Consider the following 26539-nt stretch of genomic DNA (forward strand, 5'->3'; position numbering starts at 1 on the left):
TCCTAATTTTGGTAGGTATTTAGCCTTATCGACTACAGCCCCTTAATTAATTACTTCAAGAAAATCATCTATTAAATTGAGTAAATCTAGACTTTTACATTTAGAAAAAATTACCTTATTTACAATGTTATCTTTGTATTCAAAAAAATGATCTTCATATAAAAACCAAGTAAAATAAATAGTATTATTATTCCTTGCTGCCCTTTTACTGAAATCATCAAAGGTTTCTTCTAAAGTGATTCTGTAATTCTCAGATAATAAACCTTTAGGATAGAAAAATTTTTTACAATTTTCATCATTTATCACATTGCTATAATAGTAATTATCATTTAGTAAGTTTTTTAGTGAATTTATAAAGCTAGTCACATAAGTAGGAGAGTCTAAAGTTCCTAGATACTCCCCCTCAATACATAAACGCAATGGGATGAAATTACTATTCTGATAATTTCCATCAAACTCTATAAAAACTTGATCGTTTCCAATTCTATTCATTTGCTATCTACCATTTTTATCAAGTCAGAAGGGACATCAGAAATCTTGATATTTCGTTCCTTTCCTGAGGACGTAATACCTTTTGTCGAACCATTCCAATGGAAATTGCCATTACCATCATCTTGAAACCTATGATAAATGACCTTCCCATCTTTATTTTCAATTGCCCATCTATTTTTTGGATCACTATCAATTTTTACACTGTTTTCCCATAATTTTACATGATTGTCAGGAATTATTGCTTTAGTAGAGTTATAAGGCATATTTCCATCTTTCAAGTCATGATGTCCTGGATTTTCATAATATTGTGTTTCAACATTAATAACTTTATCTTTAGTTGATGGCTTGGTGCCTTCGACTATGTAATTACCAATAGTATTATTACTTTCGTCCTTATGTATGCCTAAAATCTGATGTCCAGTTATGGAATTATTATCCCCTATTTCAAATCCAGATTTAGAAACTTCAAGTTCTGAATCTTTCCCCTTAACAACACCTTTACCTATTCCAGCACCTACAACTCCAGCCACAGCATTAATTAAATATTCTGCACCTTGTTTATTCTTTTCAATTTCATTTGCAAATTTCAATTCATCTAATTTATTTTCAGACGTAGAGTTTTCAATTTCTTTAACTTTCTCTGGATTAGTCCAATTATTAATCGTATTTGAATTGGTAAGATGAGCGGCGGCAGTTAATGATGTTGCTAGAGCATCAAATCCTTGAGCTATTTCAGCTCCTGCTACATTATCTAAAGCTAAAGACTTTCCTGTCTCAATTACTAAACGAACTGGACCTGAAATCATTAAACCTACCGCAAGTTGAACAGTACCTAAATCAACACCTAAATCATCGCTAATCTGTTTTATATTATTCCCTAAATCTGCAATATTGCTTAAAATAGTCATACCAACTGTTGTTTGAGTCGTAACTTTTGTCTCAAAGTCAGTCCCTTTTGCATAAATTGTTTCTTGTTCGCTTACGCCTATTTTAGGTTGTTTAAAAATCGTTTCTAAATCAACACCAGATTGAGCTAATGTATCTAATTGATTCTGAATCTCACTAAATTCTTTTGCTGCATAGAAAAAATCTAATTTAGAAAATAATGCTTCTACTTCTTTGGGCTCTATCCCTCGTTTGAGTAATTCACTTGCAACTTTGTCACCAACTACGCCCGTTTCTTTATATTCACTTGGTAAATTATAAAGCCTTGCCTGAATATTATTTAGCGTTTGTAAAGCCTTATCTTTGTACTCACCCTCTGGTAATGCTTTCGCTAAATTTTCAGCACTTTGACGGAAATTTTCAGGTAGATCCTTTTGCTGCTGAATAATCTCCGCACGGCCACTTTCTGTCAGTAAACGATGATCAACCGTCACAGAGCCATCCAGCATGCCTGTAGTTTGATCTCTAGTGATTTCTTGCGTGTTGTTAATGTCTCGATTGGTCGTATCGGTCGCATTTTTTACAGTACCTTGTCCCATCGTCGCTTTGGTCAGCTGTTCTGTTTCTTGTCCACTGCTGTTGAGGCCAATGGTCGTTGAACCTTTTGGTGCAGTAGATGCTTCTTTGGTCCCACCTTGTGGAATACCGATATTGGTCGAGACATTAAAGCCGCTGCTACTGTTGTAGTTGTGGTCCTCAAGATCTTTCAGCTCAAGTTCGCCCGAGTAATTTAACTTACCATGATCACTTAATGAACCATCAGTTTTCTTTGTCGCATTCGCAATCACACCACCAATATTAGTGACATTTTTCACACCCATTGCATCCAAGTCTGCATCGTTTTGTGCATTACCTATCAGCAACTTACTGGTGTCATTCACCCATGCACTGTCACTATTACCTTTAGCTTGGTTGTAGCTGGCCGTAATATTCTTTGAACCCGAACCATAACCGCCGCCAATAGAACCGCCTTTACTGCTATTGCTGCTGGATGCTGTATCCTGCAAGCTTTCTACATGAATTTCCTTAACTTGCAGGCTACCTCGATCAGCAATGCTCACCGTACCGCCTTGAACATTCAATTTATCAATAGCACCTTCAGTACGATTCAGTACAACTTCACTATTTACGTGGGTGAGGCTTTCGTTTTGTGATTGGCTGGTTTGCTTGCCTATTGAAGCACTGCCGCCACCGCCATAGGTATAGCTCACACTTTGGCTATTGGTTTTACTGCTGTTGTCCTGTTTACTATGCTCGACGCCTGCAGTCACATTCAGGTCTTTGCTGCCATCGAAGGTCGTAGTGCCTGCCGCATTCACGCGACTACCTTGAATATTGATGTCTTGACCTTCTGATTTAAGCTGAAGGTTGTTTAAATCTAAGTTGCTACCTTGCCATTGGCTTTGTTCTGTATTCGTGGTCGTCGTAGTTTCAATCCTTTCACCATTGGCACCAATAGTAAAGCCATAGGTTGCACTGCTTGCAGCCGCAGATGCGGCTGCTGCCCCTACAGCAATCTGTGCAGTTGCTACATTGGCCGTTGCCATTGCGACATTGGCTTTGCTGTCATCTAAGGCTCCTTTGGTAATTCGGCCCGCTGCATAGTCACGTTGTGCTTGGCTATACTCATCTTTAGCTTTAGATAAGGCTTTAGTTGCATCTGCAACAGCTTCTACCGCTAAGATTGCATCTAAATAGGCATTGCGAATGCCGACTTCTGTACTCACAGTTTCAGTATGGGTCTTTTCTTCTGTGGCGGTTTTATTTTCATAACCGCCTATGTTGAGATTTCCTCGACCATGATCAATGATCGTATCACCTGCAGCCGTGATATTTTGGCCGAGGAGATCTACACCTTCAGCACCTTGAATCATTAAGTTTTCAGTATTGATATTGCCTGACTTATGCGTTGTGGCTGTAGTTTTAACGGTATTCTCTGTATCTTCAAGTACAAAGCCGCCCACTCGAATGCTGTCTTTATTCAGCTTTACCCCAAGACCTTGTACCGTTTCTTTGCTGTTTGAGCTTACCGTTTTGTGTTGTTCTTCTGCTGCATCGAGCGTGACTTTTTTGCCCGCTAAGACCGTGTTCTGTGCATCAATGTTACTACTGGTCAGTGTCGTTTGACCTGCTGAGCCCACATAGACATTATTGGCACCAAGATCGGTCCCTGTTTGTGTTCTTTTCTCAGTCCGTGTGCTCGATGATTCTCCGATCGTGATCTTCGGTGCTTTTAATCCCGGAGCTAAAGCCTCAATACCTGCTAAGCCAACAGCAGTCACTTTCATTAAGTCTTTGGCAATGCCTCGATAGCCCTTTTGTGTTTCATCCCATTGCTGATCATTGGTTTCTAATGTCGTCAGACTGACATTTTCGGGCAGGGCATTACCATCTTTGGATTTTAAACTGCCATCCGCTTGGCGTTCGAATTGGGTATTGCCAATATAAATATTGTCTTGAGCTTGTATATCATTGGCTTGCAGCTCGATATTTTTACCGGCATTGATATCAACATTTTTGCCAGCTTTGAGCTGTGTTTGTGCAACGTCTTCGTCGATATATCCTGATTGACGGTTTTTAAATTGAATTGTATTTTTCTTGGCTGTTTCCGTGCTCTTCATGTCAGTATCAATATCTGACAAAAGTTTGACATTACCTTGGTTTGCCGTAATTTGAATGCTGTCTTTCGCACCTGCTTGCAGGTGTGTGGCTTGAATATCTCCTGTTTGGCTATTGATCAGGATATTGCCACCCGATTGGATGTCGGTTGCAATCGATTGACTGGTCGAAGATTGGATTTTTTTATCTGTTGTAGAGAAGCCACCTTTTTCTTGGGCGGCAAGCTGAGAACTGCGTTCATCTCGTCCATTTTCGCTCAAGACATTTTGTCTAGCATCAATCACTACATTGCCCGACGTACTCTTCAATGTGCCGACTTTAATCTGAGTATTGGCAACGCTTTGCAGAGAGATATTACCTTTCGCCTGAATCTGCGTCCCTACATCTCGACTCGAAGCATTCAGAATCTGATCCTTGTCACCTGCTGAGCTTAAATCACTGCGACTGACATTCACCGTAGAAAGATTCAGGTCTTGTCCCGCTTTGATGGTAACACTGCCTTGGCTTTGTAGATCTGATGCAGTCAGATTGATATTATTCTTGGCATTAGCAACCAGCTGACCATCCGCCTCTTGTACATACAGCCCAGCAACACGGCCAATGTTTTCAGCGCTAAATTCACTTAAACCGTGCTTATTTTCAGTTTTAATCGTCGTGGTGATGTTGTTAATGTCTCGGCCCGCATCAAGGGCAAGGGTTTGATTGGCGGTCATTGTCCCACCAATATTATTGATATCGGTGTGTGCTGTCGCAAAGACGTCTCGACCTTGTATTAAGCCGCCCACGTTATTCATGTTATTGGCTTCAAGATTCACCAATTGGCGTCCAGCAATGCTGCCTTGGTTGTTTAAATCCCCACTCAGTTTTAAATTGACCGTCTCGCCTGCAATCAAGGTACCTTTGTTGTTTAAATCTCCCGGCTGTACTGCAACATACACTTTCGGTACCAAGACTTGGATTTTTTCGCCATCAACGGTAATGGTTTCTGTCACCAGCCACACCATATCACTGGTCAATCGAGCAATCTGTGCTTCTGAAAGTTTCACCCCAACACTTAAATTAAGATCTTTGGCGGCACTCACCCCAGAATCCATCAAGGCTTTGAATTGATCCTCGAAGTTCGTATAACCATCTAAATAAACTTGACCCGTCAGTTGTGCAATTTGGTCATTGACCAGTTTTTGCTCGTAATAACCATCCCCTAAACGTTTTTGCATGTTTTGCGGGTCGGTCGCGAACATTTGCAGCATGTAATCACTGCCTAACCATTTTTTATAATTAGTAAAGGCATCGCTGCTTTCAATCAAAGGGCGGTTATTATTTTCTTTATTCACGCTGTATAAGGATTGCAGCGGTAAGCTGAGTTCTGAGGTATCACCATTTAATCCACCTTGATGAGCACCATCATATTTCACCACATCAAGTTTGATCGGTGTCACAATGTCCGCAGGATTATAGGCACGAACACCATTCCATTCGCTTTTTTTGCTGGTACCTAAAGAGTTCCATCCTACATAGTGATACTGCGATGTCCCATTTTTAATCACACGATGCTCACCCTCAGCATCAATATTATTCACCTCATTTTGTTCAATAGTGATGCCTTTCGCCGCTAGAATCTGACTCTTGTCATTGGTCAGGCTTTGGCCTTTTAGCGTCAGTGCACCGCCTGAAATAATCTCCGCAGGTGCACTGGAATCCACATAATGTTTAGTTTCGTACTGGTTATAGATATATCTGGTATAGTCTTCATATTTTTGACCGTCCAGATAAATGGTGTCATGACTGCCGTGACCTGTAATATGCGATGAATCAAGAATTTCAGCACTTCCAGCTCCTTGATAAGCGGTCACATCTTTGCGGGTTTCCGGTATTTCTTTAACACTTGAACTGAAGTGTAAATTTCGGTTGGTCAACGTATCCACACCTAGGTACATGTCACCCACAGATTGAATACGTGCACTGGCATTATCTAAGGATGCGGCAGAGCCTTCAGCCATATGGTTTACATTCAGTTGTCCACCAACGGTCAGCGTACCTTCACTGGCGATTAGGGCTTGTTCTCTATTTTCAATTTTTCCGCCTGCAATATCTAAGCGTTGACGTGCCGCAATCGTGCCTGCTTTGACACCTTCGCTGGTTTGTTGTTCCGCATTGAGAAGATGCGCGGTTTGTAGGGCAATATGGTCACCATAGATTTGACCTGTACCCACATTTTGAATGCCTTGACTGGCATCAATACGCGTCAAACCTTGGCTATTAATGAGGCCAGTATTATTGACGTTTTCAGCCTGAATGCGTTGATCGCCCAGACTTAATATCTTGCCAGTATTGTTTAAATCTTTTGCTTGAAGATTTAAACTCACTGGGGTGCTATCGACTTTATTTTCTGCAACGACTGCACCGCTATTTTGCAGCTCGCCATTGGCACTGATTTTAATATGCCCAGCTGAGGCAAACACTTGCCCCGCATTGTTAATCCCAACCCCTTGTTCGGTACTGATTAAACTGATTTTGCCCGCATACATCCCGCCTAAGCGACTGGTATCAATGGCAAACTGTGGTACAGTGCCTGCCGATCCCGAAGCAGCCTGTATCGCACCAGCCTGCGGATTGCCTTCAATATCATTTTGTCCGGCAACCACCGTTAATTCTTTAGCCCAAATCCCCGCATTGATCTGTGCAGCACGGCTGAGCAGTTGGGTATAGTCGGCTTTACCGGCATCCAAGCCCTGACCTGTGATGTTAATCACCCCGTCACGGACTTGATAACCCGTGACTTGTCCATTTTGAATATTCGGATTAGCGGTACTTAAAGTCACCCCACCTGCATTGATAAAACCGCCGCCATCGACATTAATCCCAGCTTGGTTGGCAATGATCACATCTGCTTTGCGTCCACCGACCTCTACATAGCCATTTAAGTGACTTGGATTGCTGCTGTTGACTTGATTGACAATGACTTTGGCTTCACCGCCTGCAAGCCACGGATTGGCTTGGATATAACCCCCAAGCTGCGTTTGGGTATTTTGGCGGCTGTTATTTAAAATGACACCATTCTGATTCACATCAAATTGCTGGTAGTGATTCACCGATACCCCAGCTTTGCTTGGGGTTTGAATATTCACCTGCGCTGTGCCATTGGCGCTGTTCAATATCGTTGGACGCTGATTGCCTGCCGCATTCGGGTCTGCAACAACATTACTGTGTGATACACCAATAGATGCACTGATCAGAGCAGTGCCTGTAATCAGCATCAATGAAAATGAAAGAACTTTTAAACCTAAACTTTTTTCAGAAGCAATGACTGCTGTTTCAAGATCAACCGCTTTATTATTCTGTGTTGAGGCTTGTCCTGCGGCTGAGACATTTTCTGCAACGGCAATCATCTCACCACGGGTTTGACTAAAAATCGTTTTATAACAGTTCTTATTCATTTCTCTTTTACCAATGCTTTAAATCTTTTCAAATGTCTTTAAGGACTCATTATTTTTTTTGAATGCTCAAAATCAAAATGAGTAATTCAGGCTAATCCCATAATTCATATCGTAATTTTGGAAGTGGTCAGGTTTCTGCAGCGGCTTGCCTACAAAAAAGTCATAATAAAAGCTACCACCTGCCTGTACTTGGCCTCTAAAACCCATGGCTGTGCCAATTAAGGTTTGGCCCAATAGCCATTCTGCTGATTGTCCATCGACATGACCCGCATCTAAAGCAATATAAAATTGGTGTGTGGGGAAAATAGACATGGCTAAATCATTGCGCCAGTAAAATCCACGGTCTGCTGCTAAGGTTAGGTCACCGTCAAAACCGCGTACCGTATACCTTCCACCAATAGAAAGCCGGTCTTGGATGGTCAGTGGCGTGCCGTTATATTGCGCTCTAAAGGCACTTGAGTAGCTATATTGCTGATTTTCAAATTGGAACGGAACATTCAGATTGGCATCCAGCGTCCAGATCTTCATCCGTGATGTACCTTCGTTCAGCGCTTCCTCAACTGCTGGTAATGAATCAAATGCACCTGTGCCGCGCTTATATCCTAGGCTCAAATCCAGCACTGCAGATTGAATATATTCACGATGGTCAAGATTGAATTGCCAACCTGCAACGTCTCTTCGTTGTACAGTCAACTCTGCATCATCAATATAGCTTTTTGATTCACGATGCCAACCTTTTAAGGTCGCTGAGGTTTTACGCTTGGCATCCCGATAAAGCAATCGGGTCAAACCTAAATCTTGAGTCTGACTTTCTCCATTATAGTTATAGACATTGTTTGTACCTGCAACAGCTTGGTCATAATTGTATCGACTCGCATTGGCACTGATCAGCCAGTTTTTATAAGGGACTGAATAATGAAGGGCGTAGTTATGGGTTCCGCTCTTCACTGTGGTTCCATTTTGATCCGTAATCTCTTGCTGATCTGCTAAGTTACGGCCCACAGTGACGTAAAATAAGTCACTTCTAAATAAAGGGTTATCCACTGAAACGGTGATGTTGCCTTGATATTTACCAGTTTGACGGCTCCCAGCATCATCAGCACTTAAGGTCACGCGAATTGGAATTTTTCGCTGTTTCCATTTGACGATCACATCACTTTGATTGGGCGCATCTGCAGGAATAATTTGAATATCAGCTTCCGCTGTAGGCAGCCTTTTTAAGTTTTCTAAGCCTTGTTCTAAATCTCGTAAATTGAGAATATCGCCACTCTTCATCGGAAAGATATTTTTGGCATATTGAATTCGGCCTGCTCGGGTATTTTCCTCATCACTTAAATCGAGTTTGATTTCTCGAACTAATCCTGGAATGACGGTAAGTTTTAATACGCCTGTGCTTAAGTTTTGAGGTGCAGCCAATATTCGTGTCGTAGTAAAGCCTCGGCCAATGATGATGTTCTGTGTTTGCGTCATCAACAGATTGATTCGCTGCTCACCCATGCATAAACCTGAAGTAAAACTTAAATCTTTTAACGCTTGTTGCACATCGTGATCAAACTGCTGACTCATTTCTCCATGAAGTTCAACTGTTTTAATTTCAAAACAATTCTGGTCTTCAATGTCTGTGAGTTTTACAGCTTCTTTTTTTTGAACAACCTCTAAATTTACATCACGTTCAGGTTGTATAATTTTTTCTAATTCTGCTTGGCGGTGCTGGTTTCGAATCAAACCATCTATCGCTGGGTCAAATGTTTCTGCAAATGTAAAAGGAGTAACAACAAAACCACCCAAAGAAAGCAAAATGCTTTTTAATACTATATTTTTTCTGAACATAAATTTATTGCATGCTAAATTTTGCGCAGAAATTAACAAAATCTCACCATATATTCAATGGTATTTTATTTTTCAATTTCTCCCATTAGATTTTACCCCTCAATAGACACTTAACTTTCAACTTTCATTCTGCAGGACACCCTCACTTGCCACATGTGTCGTTGATAGCCAATCTGACCATTGTTCCTGATATAACTGTGCCATATGAGCACTTGGCTGTTTTTTCCATATTTCTTCCCACCAAAAGGAGGTTTGGGTCGTGCGAAGAATAGATAAAGGATGAACATAAAGCTTGCGAAGCTGATTAAATTTTTCATCTTTGAGCAAATAGCTATACACAGCATTGCGGTGTGGGCTGTTATAAAGATAACACCATAAACGTGCAAAATTTTGCAACATTCTTCGCCCACCATCGCCAATGACTGTTGAGATATGAGCTCTTGTTTGCAGAACATCTACTCGCTCGTCTTTGTATTCACGAACGATCAGGAGTTCGCCTTCAGGGGAAATATTTCGAACGAAATGAATTTTCTTAACTTCGCTCATAAAAATTTCATGATCTGTGATTCCTTGAGTTAAAAATAATTCAGGAATATCTTGTTCTGGAATACCAGACGCATCAAATGATGAATTGGGGGTTGGATAACCATCTCCGTGAACCAGCCAGTCTTGATTGAGCTTTAAAAAATCTGCAATACTTCGAAGTTGAGAAAATGTAGGTTCTTGCTTTCCTTGCACCCAATCGAGGAAGATTTCAGCGGTGTCATAACCCAGCCGCTCTGCAATATGTGAATACTTAAGCTCTTTTGCATTTGAGTAATTAGACCACTGAATCGCATGAACCAATCGATCTGACAATTCCTTCTTGCGGTCCATGAGCTGGTATGGGCCTAAAATAGTTTGTTCACTTCCTTCGATTTCCAGCTTTTTAAAATTAAAGCTATTTTCTAAGCGGGCAACCACTTCAGCATTCATGGACCGCTTTGAATCCTGCGCTTCAGCCTCTATTTTTTGTTTTAGCTCTGTCGGTAATCTTAATTTTATTTGAGAATCGCTTAAAAGACTCATCTTAGAGTACCTCATTATATTGACAATAAACCACTATGGTTTATCATTGCTAAACCATAGTGGTTTATTTGAGGTCGATATGAACCCCAATACTGAATTTGCTCAATTAAAAATACGCATCCCTGTATCGCTGAGAAAGCAGCTGCAAGCAGAATCTAATGCCCAACAGCGATCTTTAAATGCTCAAGTTAACTTTATTTTAAAGAAGTTTATGCAATTCTCGGACAATGTACAAATGAAAGATTAGTACAGTCATCGGCAGAAAAAAATAAAGGCTCATGATGGTGCATGAGCCTTTAAGAGTTGTCTTAATTTTGCGGTCAAGACAAGATCATTGTATTGAACATTGATTCTTTTATCAATGTTCAATGAGTGGTTTCTGCCTCTTTAAGTGAACCAAAGAGGTCTATAATTTATGCGTATCGAAACCGATAAGATTCGGCAGGCAGTCAGACTGCTCAATTTAGAATACAGTCAAAGGGAAACGGCTAAACAAGTCAGTATTTCCAGAGATTCTGTTAAAGTGATTTATGAAAAGTTAAAACTTTTTCCAATCCACAATAGTGAACTTAATTTATTTACTAACCTTGAATTGCTCGACTATTTTGAAATCTCTAGGGTCGCTAACTACCCAACAAGAAAAATATATCCAGATTTTGAGTATGTGAATCAAGAACTAAAAAAACGTGATATGACCCTTGAATTACTTTGGCAAGAATATATTGCTCAATATGCAAAGGGGCTTTCTTATTCACGTTTTTGTGAAGTATTTAGAAATTTCCAAAAAAAACGGCATTCATCCATGCGCCAAAGTTTTAAAAGTGGTGAAGCGCTGTTAGTGGATTTTTGCGGTCGTACAATGGAAATCACATCGCCATTAGATGGATCAAAAAGTTATGTTCAGGTATTTGTAGGTGTTTTAGGGGCATCCGCGTATACGTTCGCTTATGCAGTTCCGAGCCAAAAAGTGGAACATTGGCTCGAATGTTTTATTCAGGCATTTAAGCATATCGGCGGTGTACCAGACACAATTATCACTGACAATTTAAAGTCAGCCGTGATCAAGAACAATAAGTCGGGTTTAGAGTTTCAGAAGGACTTTGAAGATTTTGCTGCGCATTACGATTTTGCGATTATGCCAACTCGACCCCGTCATCCAAAGGATAAAGGGCTAGCGGAAGTCAGTGTACAAATTGTTCAGCGTTCAGTTCTTGCATCTTTACGCAATCAAAAATTTTTCTCTATTGACGAACTCAACCAAGCAATCCAACAAAAAATGGATATCATAAACCGTAAAACGACTCGCCGATTTACCATTAGTCGTTATGAACAGTTCTTGGCTTTGGATGGCAAAGACCTCAATCCATTACCTCTTTACCCATATGAATTGTGTACTTGGAAACGTTCGGTGCGGGTAAGTGAGTTCTATCGCGTTGAGTATCAATCTAACCAATATTCTGTTCCCTATACATATGCGCATTTACAAGTTGATATCAAGATCATGCAATCCGCCATTCACGTTTTTTATGAACGTGAAAAAATAGCTGAGCATACGATCAATCAGGGGATCCATCAGGATATGTGTTTAGATGAGCATATGTCACCAGAGCATCTTGCGCAAAAAGGCCTATCCAAAGACGAAATCATTTTTTGGGCAGATCGTATGGGGTCACATACTTCACAGTATGTTAATCATATCCTCAGTCAAAAAAGAGACCTTGCCAAAAATATTAAATCATTAAATAAATTCAGAGAATGGATCGTAGATAAACAAAAATCACATTGTTTGGAAGGCGCTTGTCAATTTGCAATGGAACGCCAGATTTTTACGCTTAAGCGGCTTGAAAGCATTATCACGAATAATGCTTTCCTCATTCAGAAAACGTCAGACATTCAACCTCGTCCACCAACGCCACATCAAAATATTCGTGGTGCAGATTATTATTTGCAGCATTCAGGAGTAACGGCACATGCTTAAAAAGTCAGTAAAAGATAAGCTGGAACAGCTTAAGCTCAAAGGTTTTCTTCGATCAGCAGAAAGCTCACTGGATCAAATGATCAGTCAGGAGGCAAGTATTGAAGAGTTCTTAGATTATTGTCTAGATGCTGAATTGAATGATCGAATAAATCGGAGAATTGAACGGTTATTTTCTCAAGCCAAATTCCGATATCCAAATGCAAGATTAGAACATATCGACTATGCAGCGGAACGGCAAATTAAAAAAGCAGATATTCATCGCTATGCGAGCTGTGAATGGATTAATGATGGTCGCGGACTTATTATTTCAGGCTCAACGGGTGTAGGAAAATCATGGCTAGCTTGCGCTTTTGGAGCAGAGGCTTGTCATCGCAGTTACAGCACGATGTATTTTAATGCGATTAGCTTATTTGATGAAATTGCCAATGCAATCACTTTAGGTGAAATCAAAGACTTCAAGAAAAAAGTATGTACTGCAAAATTGCTTATTATTGATGATTTTGGTTTAGGTGGATTTAATCAATCATTAGCACCAGCTTTTCTTGAAATTATCGATAAGCAATCTCAGAGCGGTGGACTTTTAATTACAAGCCAAGTTCCTAAAAAATTATGGTTTGAGCAGTTTCAAGATCCTACCATTGCAGATGCAGTCATGGATCGGATTTTACATAGATCTTATGAACTTGAGATTTTAGGCCGGTCGTACAGAGAGAAAATCTTTTCTCAAAAATAAAAGCTTATTTTTTTTAATTTGAGTGGCCGACTTGGAATAGGAATGAGTGGTAGACCACGAACAAGAATGGGTGGCCGACTTATCCAGTAATTTGCACAGAATGTCATTTTTCCAGCCGATCGGTCATGATCAAAATATAAAAATAGAGGTCAAAAATAATGATTACACTGCACCATTTAGATCAATCGCGTTCTTTTCGAATTTTATGGGCTTTAGAAGAGCTGGCTCAAGATTATCAGGTCAAGTTTTATAAACGTTTACCAACATTTGCTGCACCGCCTGAATTAAAACTGGTTCATCCTTTGGCTAAAGCACCGATCTTGACTGATGAGGACCAGACGATTGTCGAATCGGCAGTGATTTTGCAGCATTTGCAAGAAAGTTATGATACAGCGCAGAAATTTAAGCCGAAGGCCAAAAAAGACCAGCAACAATACCGCTACTGGATGCACTATGCCGAAGGCTCCTTAATGCCGTTATTGCTGATGCAACTGGTGATGAACAATGTACCGAAACGTGTACCCTGGCTGATTAAGCCAGTGGCACATAAAATTACTTCCGGCGTGAAGGCGGGATTTATTCATCCGCGTTTAAAAGAGCATATTGCTTATCTGGAAGATTATTTATCCATGCATGAATATTTTGCCGGAACATTTTCTTTTGCCGATATTCAGATGTGGTTTCCACTCGATGCCATTCAATCCAGAACATCCGGTTCATATCCCAATATAACCAAATATCTGAAACGTCTTGAGGAACGGCCTGCTTTTCAGCGAGCCAGGTTCAAGGAACAAAGCCTGACTTAAAACAGGTAGGTGGCCTGTTTTAGATCAAGGTTAAAATAGGCAGGTCTAGCAGAGTTTGTACAGGCGTTCTTTAGGGAAAATGACTTTAAAAGTCGAGCCTTCATTCTCTTTGGATTCAATTTCCAGATGTGCGCCGTGTTGCATCAACACATGTTTGACAATGGCCAGACCTAAGCCAGTGCCACCGGTTTGACGGCTACGCGCACTATCCACACGATAGAAACGTTCGGTTAAACGTGGCAAATGTTTGGGGTCAATCCCGATGCCGGTATCTTGAACGGTAAAGATACCGTGTTCACCATCATCATGCCAACCCATCGTAATGGTTCCACCTTTAGGGGTGTACTTAATGGCATTGGTAATCAGGTTGCTAAAGGCACTGGCCAGCTCGGTCTCGGAACCGATCAGGTCACAATGACTGTCAATGTTGAGATTGAGCGCATGGTGATAGTCGACATTATAGGCTTGTGCATCATCAAACAGCTGGTTCATCAGACTTGGCATTTCAATAATCTGGTTTTTCGCGATTTTTTTGTCATTTTCTAAACGCGACAATAGCAATAAATCATTCACCAGGGCATTCATGCGCTTGGTTTGCGCCTGCATCTGGTCGAAGGCACGTTTCCAGCGCGGGTTTAAATCTTCCTGATCGGTAAAGGTTTCAATATAACCGCTGAGTACGGTAAGCGGGGTACGTAATTCATGGGAAATATTGTCGACAAAGTCTGTGCGCATCTGTTCCAGATTATGCATGCGGGTCACATCATAAGCCACCAGTAAGCGGCTTTCCCCACCAAAGCGGGTCATTTTGACTTGTACATAATGGTCTTCAAAGGCCGAAGATTTCATTTTCAGGCCATCGGGTGCTTCGTCAATATGGTTAAAATATTCAATAAAACTGGGCTGGCGCAGAATGGTTAAAATATTGCGACCGCGATCTAGCGGTTGAATACCCAGGAGTTTTTCTGCAGCCGGATTCCACCATTCAATCTGGTGCAGATCATCAATCAGTACCACCGCTTCAGCCAGCGCCACCAGTGAAGATTGCGCCCGATCAATCAGGCCGACCATTTCTGCCTGAACAATACGCTCCTGACGCTGCGAACGATAGACATTAAACAGCAAGGCTCCCCAGATGCCATTTAAACTGGGTGGCACATCATAAGGACGGTTGGAAATCCATTCATTGACCAGATACAGTGAACGCAATTGCAAGGCAAAAAACACCGTAAGGGCGATGAGAATAAAAATCCAGAAATACCCAATCCCTAAACCGATTAAACCTGCGATCAGCAATAAAAAGGCGAGCAGACGTAAATCTTGCTTGGCAAAAGTCCATAAACTGCTGTAACGGAACTGTTTATGTTCTCGCGCAATTTCCGGGACGGGGTAGGGTTCATACATAAAATATAGTTGACCTAAATGACGACTAACCTAAAGCGACATCTGCGCGGGTAGAAAAACGGTAACCTGTACCACGAACCGTTTGTACATAACGGTCTGCACCAAACGGTTCCAGCACTTTACGCAAACGACGGATATGTACGTCAATGGTACGATCTTCAATATATACGTTACCACCCCAGACCTGATCCAGCAATTGAGCACGGGTATAGGCACGTTCCGGATGCGTCATAAAAAAGGCCAATAAACGGTATTCCGTGGGTCCCATTTCTAAAATATTCTGACCATGACTGACCCGCTGGCTGACAGGGTCGAGTACCAGACCATTAGCATCAATGGTTTTTTCACCGTTTAAGGCATTGGCACGGCGTAACACGGCCTTAATGCGGGAAACCAGTTCCCGGGTAGAAAAGGGTTTGGTCATGTAGTCATCTGCACCGGCATCCAGACCTTGTACTTTATGGTCTTCTTCAGCGCGGGCAGTGAGCATGATCACGGGAATTTCTGATAGGGTTTCATCGCGTTTCAGACGGCGGCACAGATCTACACCGCTGACACCACCCGGTAACATCCAGTCGAGTAGAATAAGCACAGGGCGTTGATCCACAATCATTTGATGGGCCTGTTTGGCATCTTCAGCCTGTAGGCATTGGAAGCCCGCCATATCCAGCGAGGTATGGATCATTTCCCGGATCGGGAGCTCATCATCGACGATTAATATATAGTCATCTTTCACAGCGCAATACCCTATTTCACGTAAACGGTGGACCGTTTTATATTTATGACAGGCTTATTACAAAGATTAATTATGACAGTATCATTGCAGAATAGGTAGTTCGACTGAATTTAGCAAAAAAATTGTCACAATTTAAAATAAGATACAATCAAGAATTTAAAATAAATCAGTTAGATAAATATATTAAATTCAAGGTGTTGAGTATTTTTTGACAGTTTGGTGACTAGGGCTGTGCTGGAATCATATTTTTTCTTTTTTCGAAAAAGTATCAAGCAGTGATAAAAAAACGATACTGCAAGAAGACAGTACCTCCTCTATGGATAGCTTGAAACCACTGACTACCCAGCGGATGGCGATTTGCGTGACATAGCCATTTAGGCCAGTCGAAATCATCGAAATTTCACGTTCAGAGCGGTTAATGTTCGGCATCATCAGCATCACAAAGGCATGAATCATGCGGTCAAAACGCGACATGGTTTCATGGATGGTGGCCTGGTTATGCAGCTCCTGAACCAGCATGGCATCAATATAAATAATCCGTGCCATACCCGGATTGTCTTTCAAGGTGGTGAGCAGGGCGGTTAAACCGGCTTCGATCATTTTCCGCGGATCGGTCGAGGCCTGCATAATCGCCTGCGTAACATTGTGCTGCAACTGATCAATCAGCTTTAAAAAGATGGTCTGAAACAGTTCATCACTTTTCTTAAAAGATTCATAGAAATAGCGTTCAGTCAGTTTGGCTTCCGTACAAATATCCTTGACTGTGACTGCAAAAAAACCATGTGTACCATAGGCTTCAATTCCGGCTTCAATCAGTTTTTCTCGACGTGCCTGTTTACGTTCGCTTAAAGACATCCCTTTAAATTGACGTTCTTTGGTTTTTGACGGTTTATTTTGATTTTCTTCGAAATTTTTGTGCTGTTCAGTCATAGATGTGGTGTGCCGAATGAAATCGAGATTTTGCCTTATATTAACAATAATTTATCTTTAGACCTATGTTTAAAACAAAGCCGCAGCTTTGCCAGTACAGGGATCAATAGACGATATATTATATTGACAATGGTTATTGTCAAAATTATATTGGATGGATGAACTGCAATCTTCCAGACAGAAAAACAATCGAGATGTTTAGATGGATGAGGCAGCAAGCTGAATAAGGATAGCTCATGAAAAATTTTAAAAATAAAGTCGCAGCCATTACTGGGGCAGGGTCGGGTATTGGGCAGCAATTGGCCGTACTTTTGGCCAAGCAAGGCTGTCATTTGTCTTTAAGTGATGTCAATGAACAGGGTTTGGCGAAAACAGTTGAACTGGTCAAAGACAGTCATGTCCGTGTGACAATAAAAAAAGTCAATGTGGCCAAACTGGAAGAAGTGCGCGCCTGGGCTGCTGAAACTGTTCAGGATCATGGTTCAGTCAACATGATTTTTAACAATGCCGGTGTGGCATTGGGTTCAACCGTGGAAGGGGCGAGTTACGAAGAACTGGAATGGATTGTGAATATTAATTTCTGGGGCGTGGTGTATGGCACCAAGGAGTTCTTGCCTTTAATCAAACAATCGGGTGAAGGGCATATTATCAATATTTCCAGTCTGTTTGGTCTAACCGCACAGCCTACCCAGTCTGCCTATAACGCCACCAAATTTGCGGTACGTGGTTTTACCGAATCCTTGCGGCAGGAACTGGACCTGGAAAACTGTGGCGTGAGTGCACTCTGTGTGCATCCGGGTGGTATTCGGACCAATATTGCCAATGCGGCAAAAATGAATGACAGTATACGGTCTTTAGGCATGCATCCGGAAAAATCAGCCAGGTCTTTTAATAAATTATTACGTTGCCCGCCTGAAGAAGCTGCCCGCCAAATTTTGGAAGCGGTGAAAAAAGACAAGCGCCGTCTACTGATTGGCAACGACGCCAAAACCCTGGATTTAATCCAGCGCATTTTGCCGACCGGTTATCAGCGTGTTACAGCATTTGCCACCAAGTTTAGCAATAAAAACAAAAAATCGGCTTAAAATACGGCTTTTAAAAAACCCGCAAATTGCGGGTTTTTTTATGTGCTGAAATGCAGCTTTTCAAATCCTCTCCAAAGTATGCTTTTTTAAGTTTTAACCCGTCAATTAAAGTGATAGGAGAGACTCAGAAATAATTTGATATCTAAAAATAAGAAATAAAAATAAAAAAACCAGCTGAATTTAAATAAGCAAGTGTTGGAATATCAACACACATATCGCGTTAAAACCAACATTTCTGGTTGGGATAATTGTAATAAATTTAATTAAAACAATAACTTAAAATGTTGGCATGCTTGTTGTAATAACAGGGAGGTGTAATGATAAGAAATTAGGTAAATCTCATGACAATTTTAAAAGATTTAAAGGCAAAACAATCGCGTGCTGCTCAAGTACGTTCTCAACTTGATTATCCAGTGATTGATACGGACATTCATACCAATGCCTACAGTCCTGCACTTGAAGACTATATTGCGCAGTACGGGGGGGCACGTGTGGTGGATGTGTTCCGTAGCCATTTAAAAAGTAACGGTTTAAATGCTTTGGCGGCAGAGTGGTACAACGCCAGCCCGGAAGAACGTCAAAACCGTCGTTTGTTCCGCCCGCCATTTTGGGCACTTCCTTCAGAAAATACCTATGACTTGGCCACGGTTGCCTTACCGGGCTTATTGTATGAGCGTTTAGAAGAACTCGGAACAGACTATGCTGTGTTGTATCCAAACCTGGCTTTGTTCCCAATCAATTCATCCAATGACGATTTACGTTTGTCTTTAACCCGTGCGATTAACCATTTCCATGCGGACATTTATAAACCCTATGCCGACCGTTTAACCCCAGTGGCTGCGATTCCACTGAATACCCCACAAGAAGGCATTGAAGAGCTTGAATTTGCCCAAAAGCTCGGTCTAAAAACAGCGTTAATTCCGGGAGCAGTACGTCGTCCAATTCAAGCCGTTGCAGAGAAATATCCTGAAGATAGCGATCTGCGTCGTTATGCTTACTGGTTGGATTTCTTCGGTATCGACAGTGAATATGACTACGACCCGTTCTGGCAAAAGAGCGTGGATTTGGGCATTAACCTGTCGACCCATTCGGGCAGCCAAAGCTGGGTGGCACGCAACTCGCCAAGCAACTACATGTTTAACCACATTAACCACTTTGCCGATGCCTCTGAAGCCTTGGCCAAAGCCCTGTTCTTTGGTGGCGTGACTGAGCGTATTCCACAGCTTCGTATTGCCTTGCTAGAAGCAGGCGCAGCATGGGGTCAAAACGTGTTGACGCATCTGGTTGACCGTTTTGAAAAACGCGGTAATGAGCATGTGCAACAGTACAACCCTGAACGTCTCAACCGTGAATTGGCAATAGAGCTTTATCGTCAATATGGCCATACCTTGTATCAAGGTCGCGAACTGAATGAGCAGGAAATCATTGAAAGCTTGTTTGGTGTGGCATCGACTTCACGTTTCCAGGCGCAAAAACCTGAAGAAATCAATGATTTTGCCTTGGCCAAAATCCAGACCAAACAGGACATCTGGGACCGTTGGGTACCGAATTTCTACTTTGGCAATGAAGCAGACGACCGCACCATCGTGGGTGCATTGAATCCCAAAGGTAATCCATTTGGTCAAAAAATTAATGCCCTGTATTCATCCGATTCCGGCCATTGGGATGTGCCTGAATTAACCGAGTCCTTGGCAGAAACTTGGGACTTGGTGCAAGAAGGCGCCATTACGGCAGAAGACTTCAAGTCCTTGGTGTTCACCAACCCATACCAGTTCTATACCGCGAACAATCCGGACTTCTTCAAAGGTACGCAGGTTGAAGCCAAATTAAATAAATCTAGCGCAGCTTAATCCTCATCGTTTCGAGTCGCGTCCGCTTACGTCCGTAAGCGGACCTTAGGGTTTTTATTTTCAATTTTTGATATTTGGGATTTTTTGTGGGTAAACAACATTTATTGGCTGTATCAGTCGCTTTGGTTTTACAAGGGTTTTCCCTCACCGCCCAAGCCAATGATGACACGCAAGCTGAATTACAACAGCTCAAAGCACAAATTGCACAACTGCAAAAACGTTTTGTGCAACTTGAGCAAAAACATACGACGCAAACGGTGTCTGAAGACGGCGAGGGCATTGATGCTGAAGATCCAGATGCAGATGTGAATCTTGTACGTGAAGTCAATGCAGACGATATCGATGGCTTAAAGGGCGATATTGAAAACTTTAAGTATGATGAATCTCGTCGCTACGAGCGGCAAACCGTCAAGTCTACACGTGACACCACCTTGTACGGTACGGTGCAGGTACGTACCTCTTATCAAGATGAAAGCACCAGCGCAGGCAATCCTGCACCTTCAGGTGATCGCTACTCGACCTTTGATATTCCAACCGCACTGCTTGGAGTACGAGGCAACTTATTCCGTGATTATAACGAGGGCAAAAACCTCGAGTACCAACTGTCATTTAGCTATTCAAAACAGCCAAGTACAGCGGGCAATAACAGTAACTTTAACCTGCAAGACGCTTTCTTGCGCTACAACGTATTCTCCACCAATTCAGGCTTAGAAGAGCCACGTTTAAACGTGACTTTAGGTCAGCAGCTCATTCCATTTGGTTTGGAAGCACAGTCACCTGAAGATTTACGTCCGACCATTACCCAAGCGATTGCACCGGTGCAATTGGGTCTGACAGCACGTCAAAACGGGTTGATCGTTCGGGGTGATGTCAAACCATATGTTGACTACGGCGCGAACTACCGTGCACCACTTTTGGAATATGCACTTGGCGTGACCAATGGTAATGGCATTAACAAAACGGATGACAATGATGGCAAAGACTTCTTGGCACGTGTGGCATATACCTTGCCTGTGGACTATGCCAGCATTTTCCGTGAATTAAAGTTTGGTGCGTCGTATCTGAAAGGTAAAGCCAATGTCAAAAATGCGGGGGGACTACTCTCTGATAATGCCAAGCGTGACATCTTAGGTTTCGATATTTATTACAACCACGCACCGTTTGGCGTGACCTATGAATATATTCAAGCCAGAACAGAACAGGCAACCGCGAGCAACCAGTTGGTGGATACCACTGCTGAAGGGCATACCTTCACTGCGTTTTATACTGTCGGTGACCAGTTCTATAACAGTATCAAATCCAACGCCAAATTTGATGACTTCTGGCCGAAGTCGATTCAGGGCTATTACCGCTATGACAACTACAACCCGAACAAAGATCAGGACGTGGTCAATGTAGTGGGTAACGGTTTTGGTGAATACACCAGACATTCACTGGGTTTGAACTTCTTCTTTGCGCAAACCACCAAGTTCCAGCTGGCGCTGAACAATACCCAATATAAACATGAAACTGCGACTCAAAAGGACTTCAACGAAGTCGTTGGTCAATTCCAATACACCTTCTAATTTTTGTCTTTAGGAATATTGATGTTATGAAATTTCTCTCTAAAAAAATCACAGCAAGTTTACTGGCGCTGTCAGCATTAGGTCTGAGTCTCAATGTCGTGGCGGCAACGCCAAAAGAAATCCGTATTTCGGTGTCATCGGCAGGTGAGGGTGGGCGTCCTAAAATTGGCGGTGGTTTTATTGCAACTGCCCATGCACGCGGTGTACTCGAACAAGAATTTAAAAAAGACGGCATTAAAGTGACCTGGCTATTTTTTCCGGGTGCAGGACCTGCAACCAACGAAGCCTTAGCCAATGGCAAGGTTGACTTTGCAACCCAAGGTGATTTGCCCTCTATCGTGGGTCGTGCATCGGGTTTAAAAACGAAATTGTTATTCGGTACAGCACGTCTAGGCCCTGTGTATTTTGTGGTGCCGTCGGATTCTTCTGCTAAAAGATTGGCCGACTTAAAGGGCAAGAAAATTGCCAACTTTAAGGGTACCAATGGTCAGTTGGTGTTGGCACGTTTATTTAAAAGCCAAAACCTGAATGAAAAAGATTTCCGTGTCATTAACCAAGATACCTATTCATCGCGTACTGCAATCGCTACAGGAGATATTGATGGCACGATTACCACGCCGTGGAGTTTAGAGGCGCGTGGCGTTGCCAAACGTTTGATCACCTCGAAAGATCCGAAAGTATCAGCACTTTCCGCGTTCTGGGTATCAGAAGCCTTTGAAAAACAATATCCAGAGGTTGTACAGCGTGTAGTCACCACTCTGGTTAAACAGGCGCACTGGAGCAGCCAGGAAGCCAACCGTAATGCGCAGTACAAGCTCTGGGCACAAAGTGGTATTCCATATATTGACTATAAAAAAGACTGGGATGGTTGGGATCTGAAAAAACGTATCAGCCCACTGATCGATGATTTCCATGTTGCACAGTACACCGATGCGGTCAAACTGTCTAAAGAAGCACGTCTGATTCGCCGTGATGTCGACGTGAAAACGTGGTACCAACCGAAATATCTCAACAATGCACTCAAAGAACTGAAACTTGAAAACTATTGGCAGCCCTTGAATGCCAATGGCAAGCCAAAGTAAGGACGCTCTGATGTCATCGGTTGAATCAAATCTGGTCTCTACGCCACTGTCGATGAAGTTCATGAGTAGCTTCATTCTACTGAGCGTATTGGCAGGCTTAGGGATGGGCGTATTTCGCGTCCTGACTTCCCTGTACGGGGTAGAGCTCAACGCGTCTGGTCTACAGCTCGGACTAATTTCTGCAGCACAAAGTATTGGTATTTTGCTGATGGCTTTGCCGATTGGCGTATTGGTGAAACGCCTCGGTTCTTTGAAGGTATTTACCATCGGGAGCCTAGTGGGCGCTAGCCTGTTCATGGTCGGTTCACTGTTTCATAACGCATGGGCATTAGTCCTGATTACGGCATTGGTCAGCGCCAATGCGTTTTGTTTCGATCAACACTGTTTTCTTAACGCATCTGCGTCGTTTAGGGGCATCCAAAGCCGGGTGGTTTCGTGGGTCACATATGATGGGCTTTTTCTTGATTGCACCATCACTGGGGGTGTTTTTTATCTCAACTGTGGGTTACCAAAAATCATTTTGGTGTGTGGCGGTACTTTTTTTGATTGCACTGATGCTGGCACCGATTTGCTTCGAGCGTAAAACTCAGGATGAACGCAATGCCCAACCTAAATTTAAGTTCAAAGAAGTGCTTGAACCCTTACAGCTGATCAAGAGTCATCAACCCTTACGCACTGTCTGTTTACTGGAAATTTTAATCAGCATCGCGACCAATACCTTTGGTTTCTTCATAGTGGTGATTGCGATTCAAAACTTTGCTTTTGCTGAGCATTCAGCGGTAATGCTTTTGACGGTACAGGGCATTGTCTTTGTCGGCTCATTATTTGGTTTGGGCGGTTTAGCGGAATGGTTGGGTTATCAGAAGTTTTATCTGATTGGATTGAGCTGTGTCAGTGGAGCATTGTTTGCCTTGGCATTACTCAAAGAAGCGATGGGACTTTGGCCTGCGAGTGCGCTATTGGGACTCGGACTTGGCGTACTGCATATTGCAAATTTCATGTCCTTTGCCAAAGTGGGTGAAGCGACGGAGATGACCAAGGTATCGCCAATTTTAGCCTTGGTTGGCCCTACAGGCGGTCTCTTAGGCGGGGTGATCGGCATGGTGTTTGGTTCAAGTGTAGGTCTGCAATGGTTATTCTTACCGATTGCAATCGCCTTTGCGGGTATGACCATTTACATCTATTTCAGTCAACGATTTTTAACTTTTATTCAAAGTGATACATCACATACAACACAGCAACTCGAGGGGTCAAAATCATGAGTATCAATCAGATTGAACACCGTAGTTTTGCATTGCAAAACTTACCTAAGCTCCTTTTAGCAGTCAAACAACTGCTTAAAAATGGAGGGCTGCTGTGTTGTGGTTTTGCTCTTCCTCTGGCGGTCTTGGCACTTTGGTATGTGGCGACTGAACAGCAGTGGCTTCCAGAGCAGATCTTGCCTGCACCGCAATTGGTGTGGACCACCACCGTAGAACTTTGGCAAATGGGTGATTTGCAAAGCAACTTTTGGGTCAGTGCTCAACGCATTTTTTGGAGTGTCAGTTTAGGTGCAAGTGTTGGCCTTGTACTCGGTATATGGTTTGCATTGTCTGCAAAGGCTCGCCATTTGGTGTATCCCAGTATTCAACTGTTGGCGCAGTTTCCAATTTTGGCGTGGATTCCACTGCTGATGATTTTCTTAGGCATTGATGAGGCACTCAAAATCGTGGCGATCTCACTGGCTGTGATTGCACCCGTCTTAATCGCAACGTTTAAAGGGATTGAACAAGTTCCTCAGCGTCTCATTGAAGTGGCAAAAGTCTATCAATTTAGCAAATGGCGAACTTTAACGCAGGTCATTGCACCTGCAAGTGCTCCCGCCATTATCAGTGGTTTACGCCAAGGTGTGATGCAGGCCTGGTTGGCTTTGGTCTTTGTTGAACTGCTTGCGAGCAGTGAAGGTATTGGCTTTTTGATGGTCTGGGGCCGTCAGTTGATGCAGCTGGATATTGTATTTATGGGCATCATTTTTATTGGTTTAACGGGTTATGTCCTCGACAGCATTCTGGCCGTGATTGAACGTATCGCTCGTTTTTATGCAACACGCGTGAGGGCTTAACAGATGGCTGAACTCATTTTAGAAGAACATAAATCAAGCTCGGTCGAGACCACAAGACCTAAGAACAACAGGTTTTGGCGACCGAACAGCTTGCACGTACAGGCCTTGATATTACCTGTTGCCTTTTTAGTGCTGTGGAGCATTGCCTCGTATTTCGACTGGGTCAATCCAAAACTGATTCCATCGCCATGGGATGTGGGGGTGACAGCGGTAGAGACGCTGAGCCAGGCACAATTCTGGCAAGGTGTAGCAGCCAGTTTAAGCCGTAACTTTTCTGGCTATGCCATAGGGGCGAGTTTAGGTGTGGCTTTTGGTGTATTGCTCGGCACATCGCATTTCGCACAGTGGTTTTTAGCACCGAGTTTCCATGTTCTGCGTCAAGTGTCGTTATTTGCATGGTTACCGTTAATTTCTACCTTTTTAGGCTACGGCAATTTTGCCAAGTTGTTATTTATCGGTTTGTCGGTGTTCTACCCAGTGGCATTACATAGCTTAGAGGGTGTACGTAATATTTCAGATAAATACCGTGAAGTGGCACAGGTCTATCAATTTCCCAAAAGTTATACCTACCGTAAATTGATTTTCCCGGGTGCAAGTCCACAGATCTTTGTTGGTCTACAGCTGGGCTTGATTTTTGCGTGGTTGGCGACCATTGGTTCGGAGTTTTTATTGGCCAACTATGGCGTTGGACTGGGCAATCTGGTGATTCGTGGTCGTGAACAATTTAACGTGCCCCTGATTTTACTTGGCATGTTGATAATTGGCGCCGTCGGATTGGTGCTCAATCGCATATTACAACACATCGAAAAACGTGTGCTGGTATGGCAGAAATAGGAGAACAGAAGATGAAAAAAGTATCAGGATGGATCAAAAACATTTCGATTGCACTGATGGCTGGGTTGACTCTGTCTGCATGTAATATCAGTCGCGTACCCGATGTGTCTCAACCTGTGGCAGAACTGCGTTATCAAAGTACTGCAGGCTTGGTGAATTTACCTGAGCTGGCACAAGACCTCGGTTATTTGGACAACATTAAACTGAGTTATGTTGGTACGGTGCAAGGCGGCCCTCAAGACTTGCTGACCTTGGTGGCAGGCGATGTCGATTTCGCATCCGCATTTAATGGTGCTGTGGTCAAAGTGATTGCAGCCGATCTGGATGTGGTGCCTGTAGTGGCATCGTATGGCTGTGATCATAAGCAGTCGGCGGGCTTTTATGTACTCGAAGATAGTCCGATTCGTACCGCAAAAGACTTCATTGGCAAAAAAGTCGCAATGAATACCTTTGGTGCACATCATGACTTTGTACTTCGCGATTGGTTAGAACAAAACGGCCTTACCCCGAAAGAAATTTCAGAAGTCGAATTCATTATGTTGCCCCCTATTACCTCAGAACAAGCACTACGCAATGGGCAAATTGATGTGGCGGTATTGACCAGTATTACTGAGCAACGCGCCTTACAAAACGGTGGTGTGCGTAAGATTTTTGCCGATGTCGATATGTATGGCGAATTTACCGCGGGCAGTTATTCGATGCGTAAAGACTTTGTTGAGCAACATCCAGAAGTGACCAAAAGTTTTGTGGAAGGTGTCGCGAAGGCACACCACTGGTTGCAGACCACCCCCATTGAAGAAGTTCGCGCCCGCTTCGAACGCATCATTGAAGCGCGTGGACGCAACGAAAATCTTGCCCTTATTCCTTATTTCAAAGGCTATGGCGTAAACACTACAGGTGGCGTGCAAAAGGCAGAAGACTTTGCACCATGGATTCGATTTATGGAAAAAGACCAAAAGTTGAAACCTGGACAGCTAAATGCGCAGACCATTTTCAGTAACCGCTTTAACCCATATGCCCAAAATACAGTACAAGGATTATAAC

The 26539-nt window shown here is 42.7% G+C and carries 19 protein-coding genes; 12 read left to right on the top strand and 7 right to left on the bottom strand.

Going from position 1 to position 26539, the window contains the following annotated elements; genetic code table 11:
* Nucleotides 1–42 precede the first annotated feature (42 nt).
* The 4 genes from JFY49_RS00810 to JFY49_RS00825 form a co-directional block, all read right to left on the bottom strand.
* Nucleotides 43–492: a hypothetical protein gene (locus JFY49_RS00810; RefSeq protein WP_096901592.1), complete on the bottom strand. Its 450-nt coding sequence runs from the start codon at nt 490–492 to the stop codon at nt 43–45.
* Nucleotides 489–7493, bottom strand: a complete 7005-nt coding sequence (locus tag JFY49_RS00815) for a hemagglutinin repeat-containing protein (RefSeq protein WP_200223471.1) — start codon at nt 7491–7493, stop codon at nt 489–491. Before JFY49_RS00815 ends, JFY49_RS00810 begins: the two co-directional genes overlap by 4 nt.
* A 72-nt stretch (nt 7494–7565) precedes the next feature.
* Complete coding sequence (locus JFY49_RS00820) at nt 7566–9323, bottom strand: ShlB/FhaC/HecB family hemolysin secretion/activation protein (protein WP_200223472.1); 1758 nt, start codon at nt 9321–9323, stop codon at nt 7566–7568.
* A gap of 117 nt (nt 9324–9440) precedes the next feature.
* Nucleotides 9441–10391, bottom strand: coding sequence for an Arc family DNA-binding protein (locus JFY49_RS00825; protein WP_200223473.1), 951 nt, complete (start codon nt 10389–10391; stop codon nt 9441–9443).
* A gap of 415 nt (nt 10392–10806) precedes the next feature.
* Between JFY49_RS00825 and istA the strand changes: the two genes are divergently transcribed.
* The 3 genes from istA (at nt 10807) to JFY49_RS00840 (ending at nt 13908) form a co-directional block, all read left to right on the top strand.
* The gene (gene istA / locus JFY49_RS00830; protein ID WP_200223474.1) at nt 10807–12369 is read left to right on the top strand and encodes an IS21 family transposase; all 1563 of its coding nucleotides are present in this window, start codon (nt 10807–10809) and stop codon (nt 12367–12369) included.
* The gene (gene istB, locus JFY49_RS00835) at nt 12362–13102 is read left to right on the top strand and encodes an IS21-like element helper ATPase IstB (protein ID WP_200223475.1); all 741 of its coding nucleotides are present in this window, start codon (nt 12362–12364) and stop codon (nt 13100–13102) included. Before istA ends, istB begins: the two co-directional genes overlap by 8 nt.
* A gap of 158 nt (nt 13103–13260) precedes the next feature.
* Complete coding sequence (locus tag JFY49_RS00840; protein WP_200223477.1) at nt 13261–13908, top strand: glutathione S-transferase; 648 nt, start codon at nt 13261–13263, stop codon at nt 13906–13908.
* A 45-nt stretch (nt 13909–13953) separates the two neighbouring features.
* Here JFY49_RS00840 and phoR read toward each other — a convergent pair whose 3' ends face one another.
* The 3 genes from phoR to JFY49_RS00855 all read right to left on the bottom strand — a co-directional run bounded on the left by phoR (nt 13954) and on the right by JFY49_RS00855 (nt 16978).
* Complete coding sequence (phoR, locus tag JFY49_RS00845; protein ID WP_166169827.1) at nt 13954–15312, bottom strand: phosphate regulon sensor histidine kinase PhoR; 1359 nt, start codon at nt 15310–15312, stop codon at nt 13954–13956.
* 25 nt (nt 15313–15337) lie between these two features.
* Entirely contained in the window at nt 15338–16048 is a 711-nt protein-coding gene (gene phoB, locus JFY49_RS00850) for a phosphate regulon transcriptional regulator PhoB (RefSeq protein ID WP_086196670.1), read from the bottom strand.
* Nucleotides 16049–16288: 240 nt separating this feature from the next.
* Nucleotides 16289–16978: a TetR/AcrR family transcriptional regulator gene (locus JFY49_RS00855; protein WP_200223478.1), complete on the bottom strand. Its 690-nt coding sequence runs from the start codon at nt 16976–16978 to the stop codon at nt 16289–16291.
* Nucleotides 16979–17214: 236 nt separating this feature from the next.
* Here JFY49_RS00855 and JFY49_RS00860 point away from each other — a divergent pair, with 236 nt between their 5' ends.
* The 9 genes from JFY49_RS00860 (at nt 17215) to JFY49_RS00900 (ending at nt 26538) form a co-directional block, all read left to right on the top strand.
* Nucleotides 17215–18063 carry an SDR family NAD(P)-dependent oxidoreductase gene (locus JFY49_RS00860; protein ID WP_200223479.1) on the top strand — a complete coding sequence of 283 codons (849 nt, stop codon included), beginning with the start codon at nt 17215–17217 and terminating at the stop codon, nt 18061–18063.
* A 341-nt stretch (nt 18064–18404) separates the two neighbouring features.
* Complete coding sequence (locus tag JFY49_RS00865; RefSeq protein ID WP_200223480.1) at nt 18405–19913, top strand: amidohydrolase family protein; 1509 nt, start codon at nt 18405–18407, stop codon at nt 19911–19913.
* Between the two features lie 86 nt (nt 19914–19999).
* Nucleotides 20000–21478 (top strand): OprO/OprP family phosphate-selective porin, encoded by a 1479-nt coding sequence (locus JFY49_RS00870; protein WP_227609511.1) that lies wholly within the window; start codon nt 20000–20002, stop codon nt 21476–21478.
* 26 nt (nt 21479–21504) lie between these two features.
* Nucleotides 21505–22560, top strand: a complete 1056-nt coding sequence (locus JFY49_RS00875; protein ID WP_200223482.1) for an ABC transporter substrate-binding protein — start codon at nt 21505–21507, stop codon at nt 22558–22560.
* 10 nt (nt 22561–22570) lie between these two features.
* A complete protein-coding gene (locus JFY49_RS00880; protein ID WP_200223483.1) occupies nt 22571–23143 on the top strand; it encodes an MFS transporter in 573 nt (190 codons plus the stop codon).
* Nucleotides 23043–23822 (top strand): MFS transporter, encoded by a 780-nt coding sequence (locus JFY49_RS00885; RefSeq protein WP_265092680.1) that lies wholly within the window; start codon nt 23043–23045, stop codon nt 23820–23822. Before JFY49_RS00880 ends, JFY49_RS00885 begins: the two co-directional genes overlap by 101 nt.
* Nucleotides 23819–24661 (top strand): ABC transporter permease, encoded by an 843-nt coding sequence (locus tag JFY49_RS00890; RefSeq protein WP_180042896.1) that lies wholly within the window; start codon nt 23819–23821, stop codon nt 24659–24661. Before JFY49_RS00885 ends, JFY49_RS00890 begins: the two co-directional genes overlap by 4 nt.
* Nucleotides 24662–24664: 3 nt before the next feature.
* Nucleotides 24665–25495 (top strand): ABC transporter permease, encoded by an 831-nt coding sequence (locus JFY49_RS00895; RefSeq protein ID WP_180042897.1) that lies wholly within the window; start codon nt 24665–24667, stop codon nt 25493–25495.
* Nucleotides 25496–25506: 11 nt separating this feature from the next.
* On the top strand, nt 25507–26538 hold the full coding sequence (locus JFY49_RS00900; RefSeq protein ID WP_227609513.1) for an ABC transporter substrate-binding protein: 1032 nt from the start codon (nt 25507–25509) through the stop codon (nt 26536–26538).
* Nucleotide 26539 lies beyond the last annotated feature (1 nt).

Source organism: Acinetobacter sp. CS-2, assembly GCF_016599715.1.
Taxonomy (GTDB): Bacteria; Pseudomonadota; Gammaproteobacteria; order Pseudomonadales; family Moraxellaceae; genus Acinetobacter.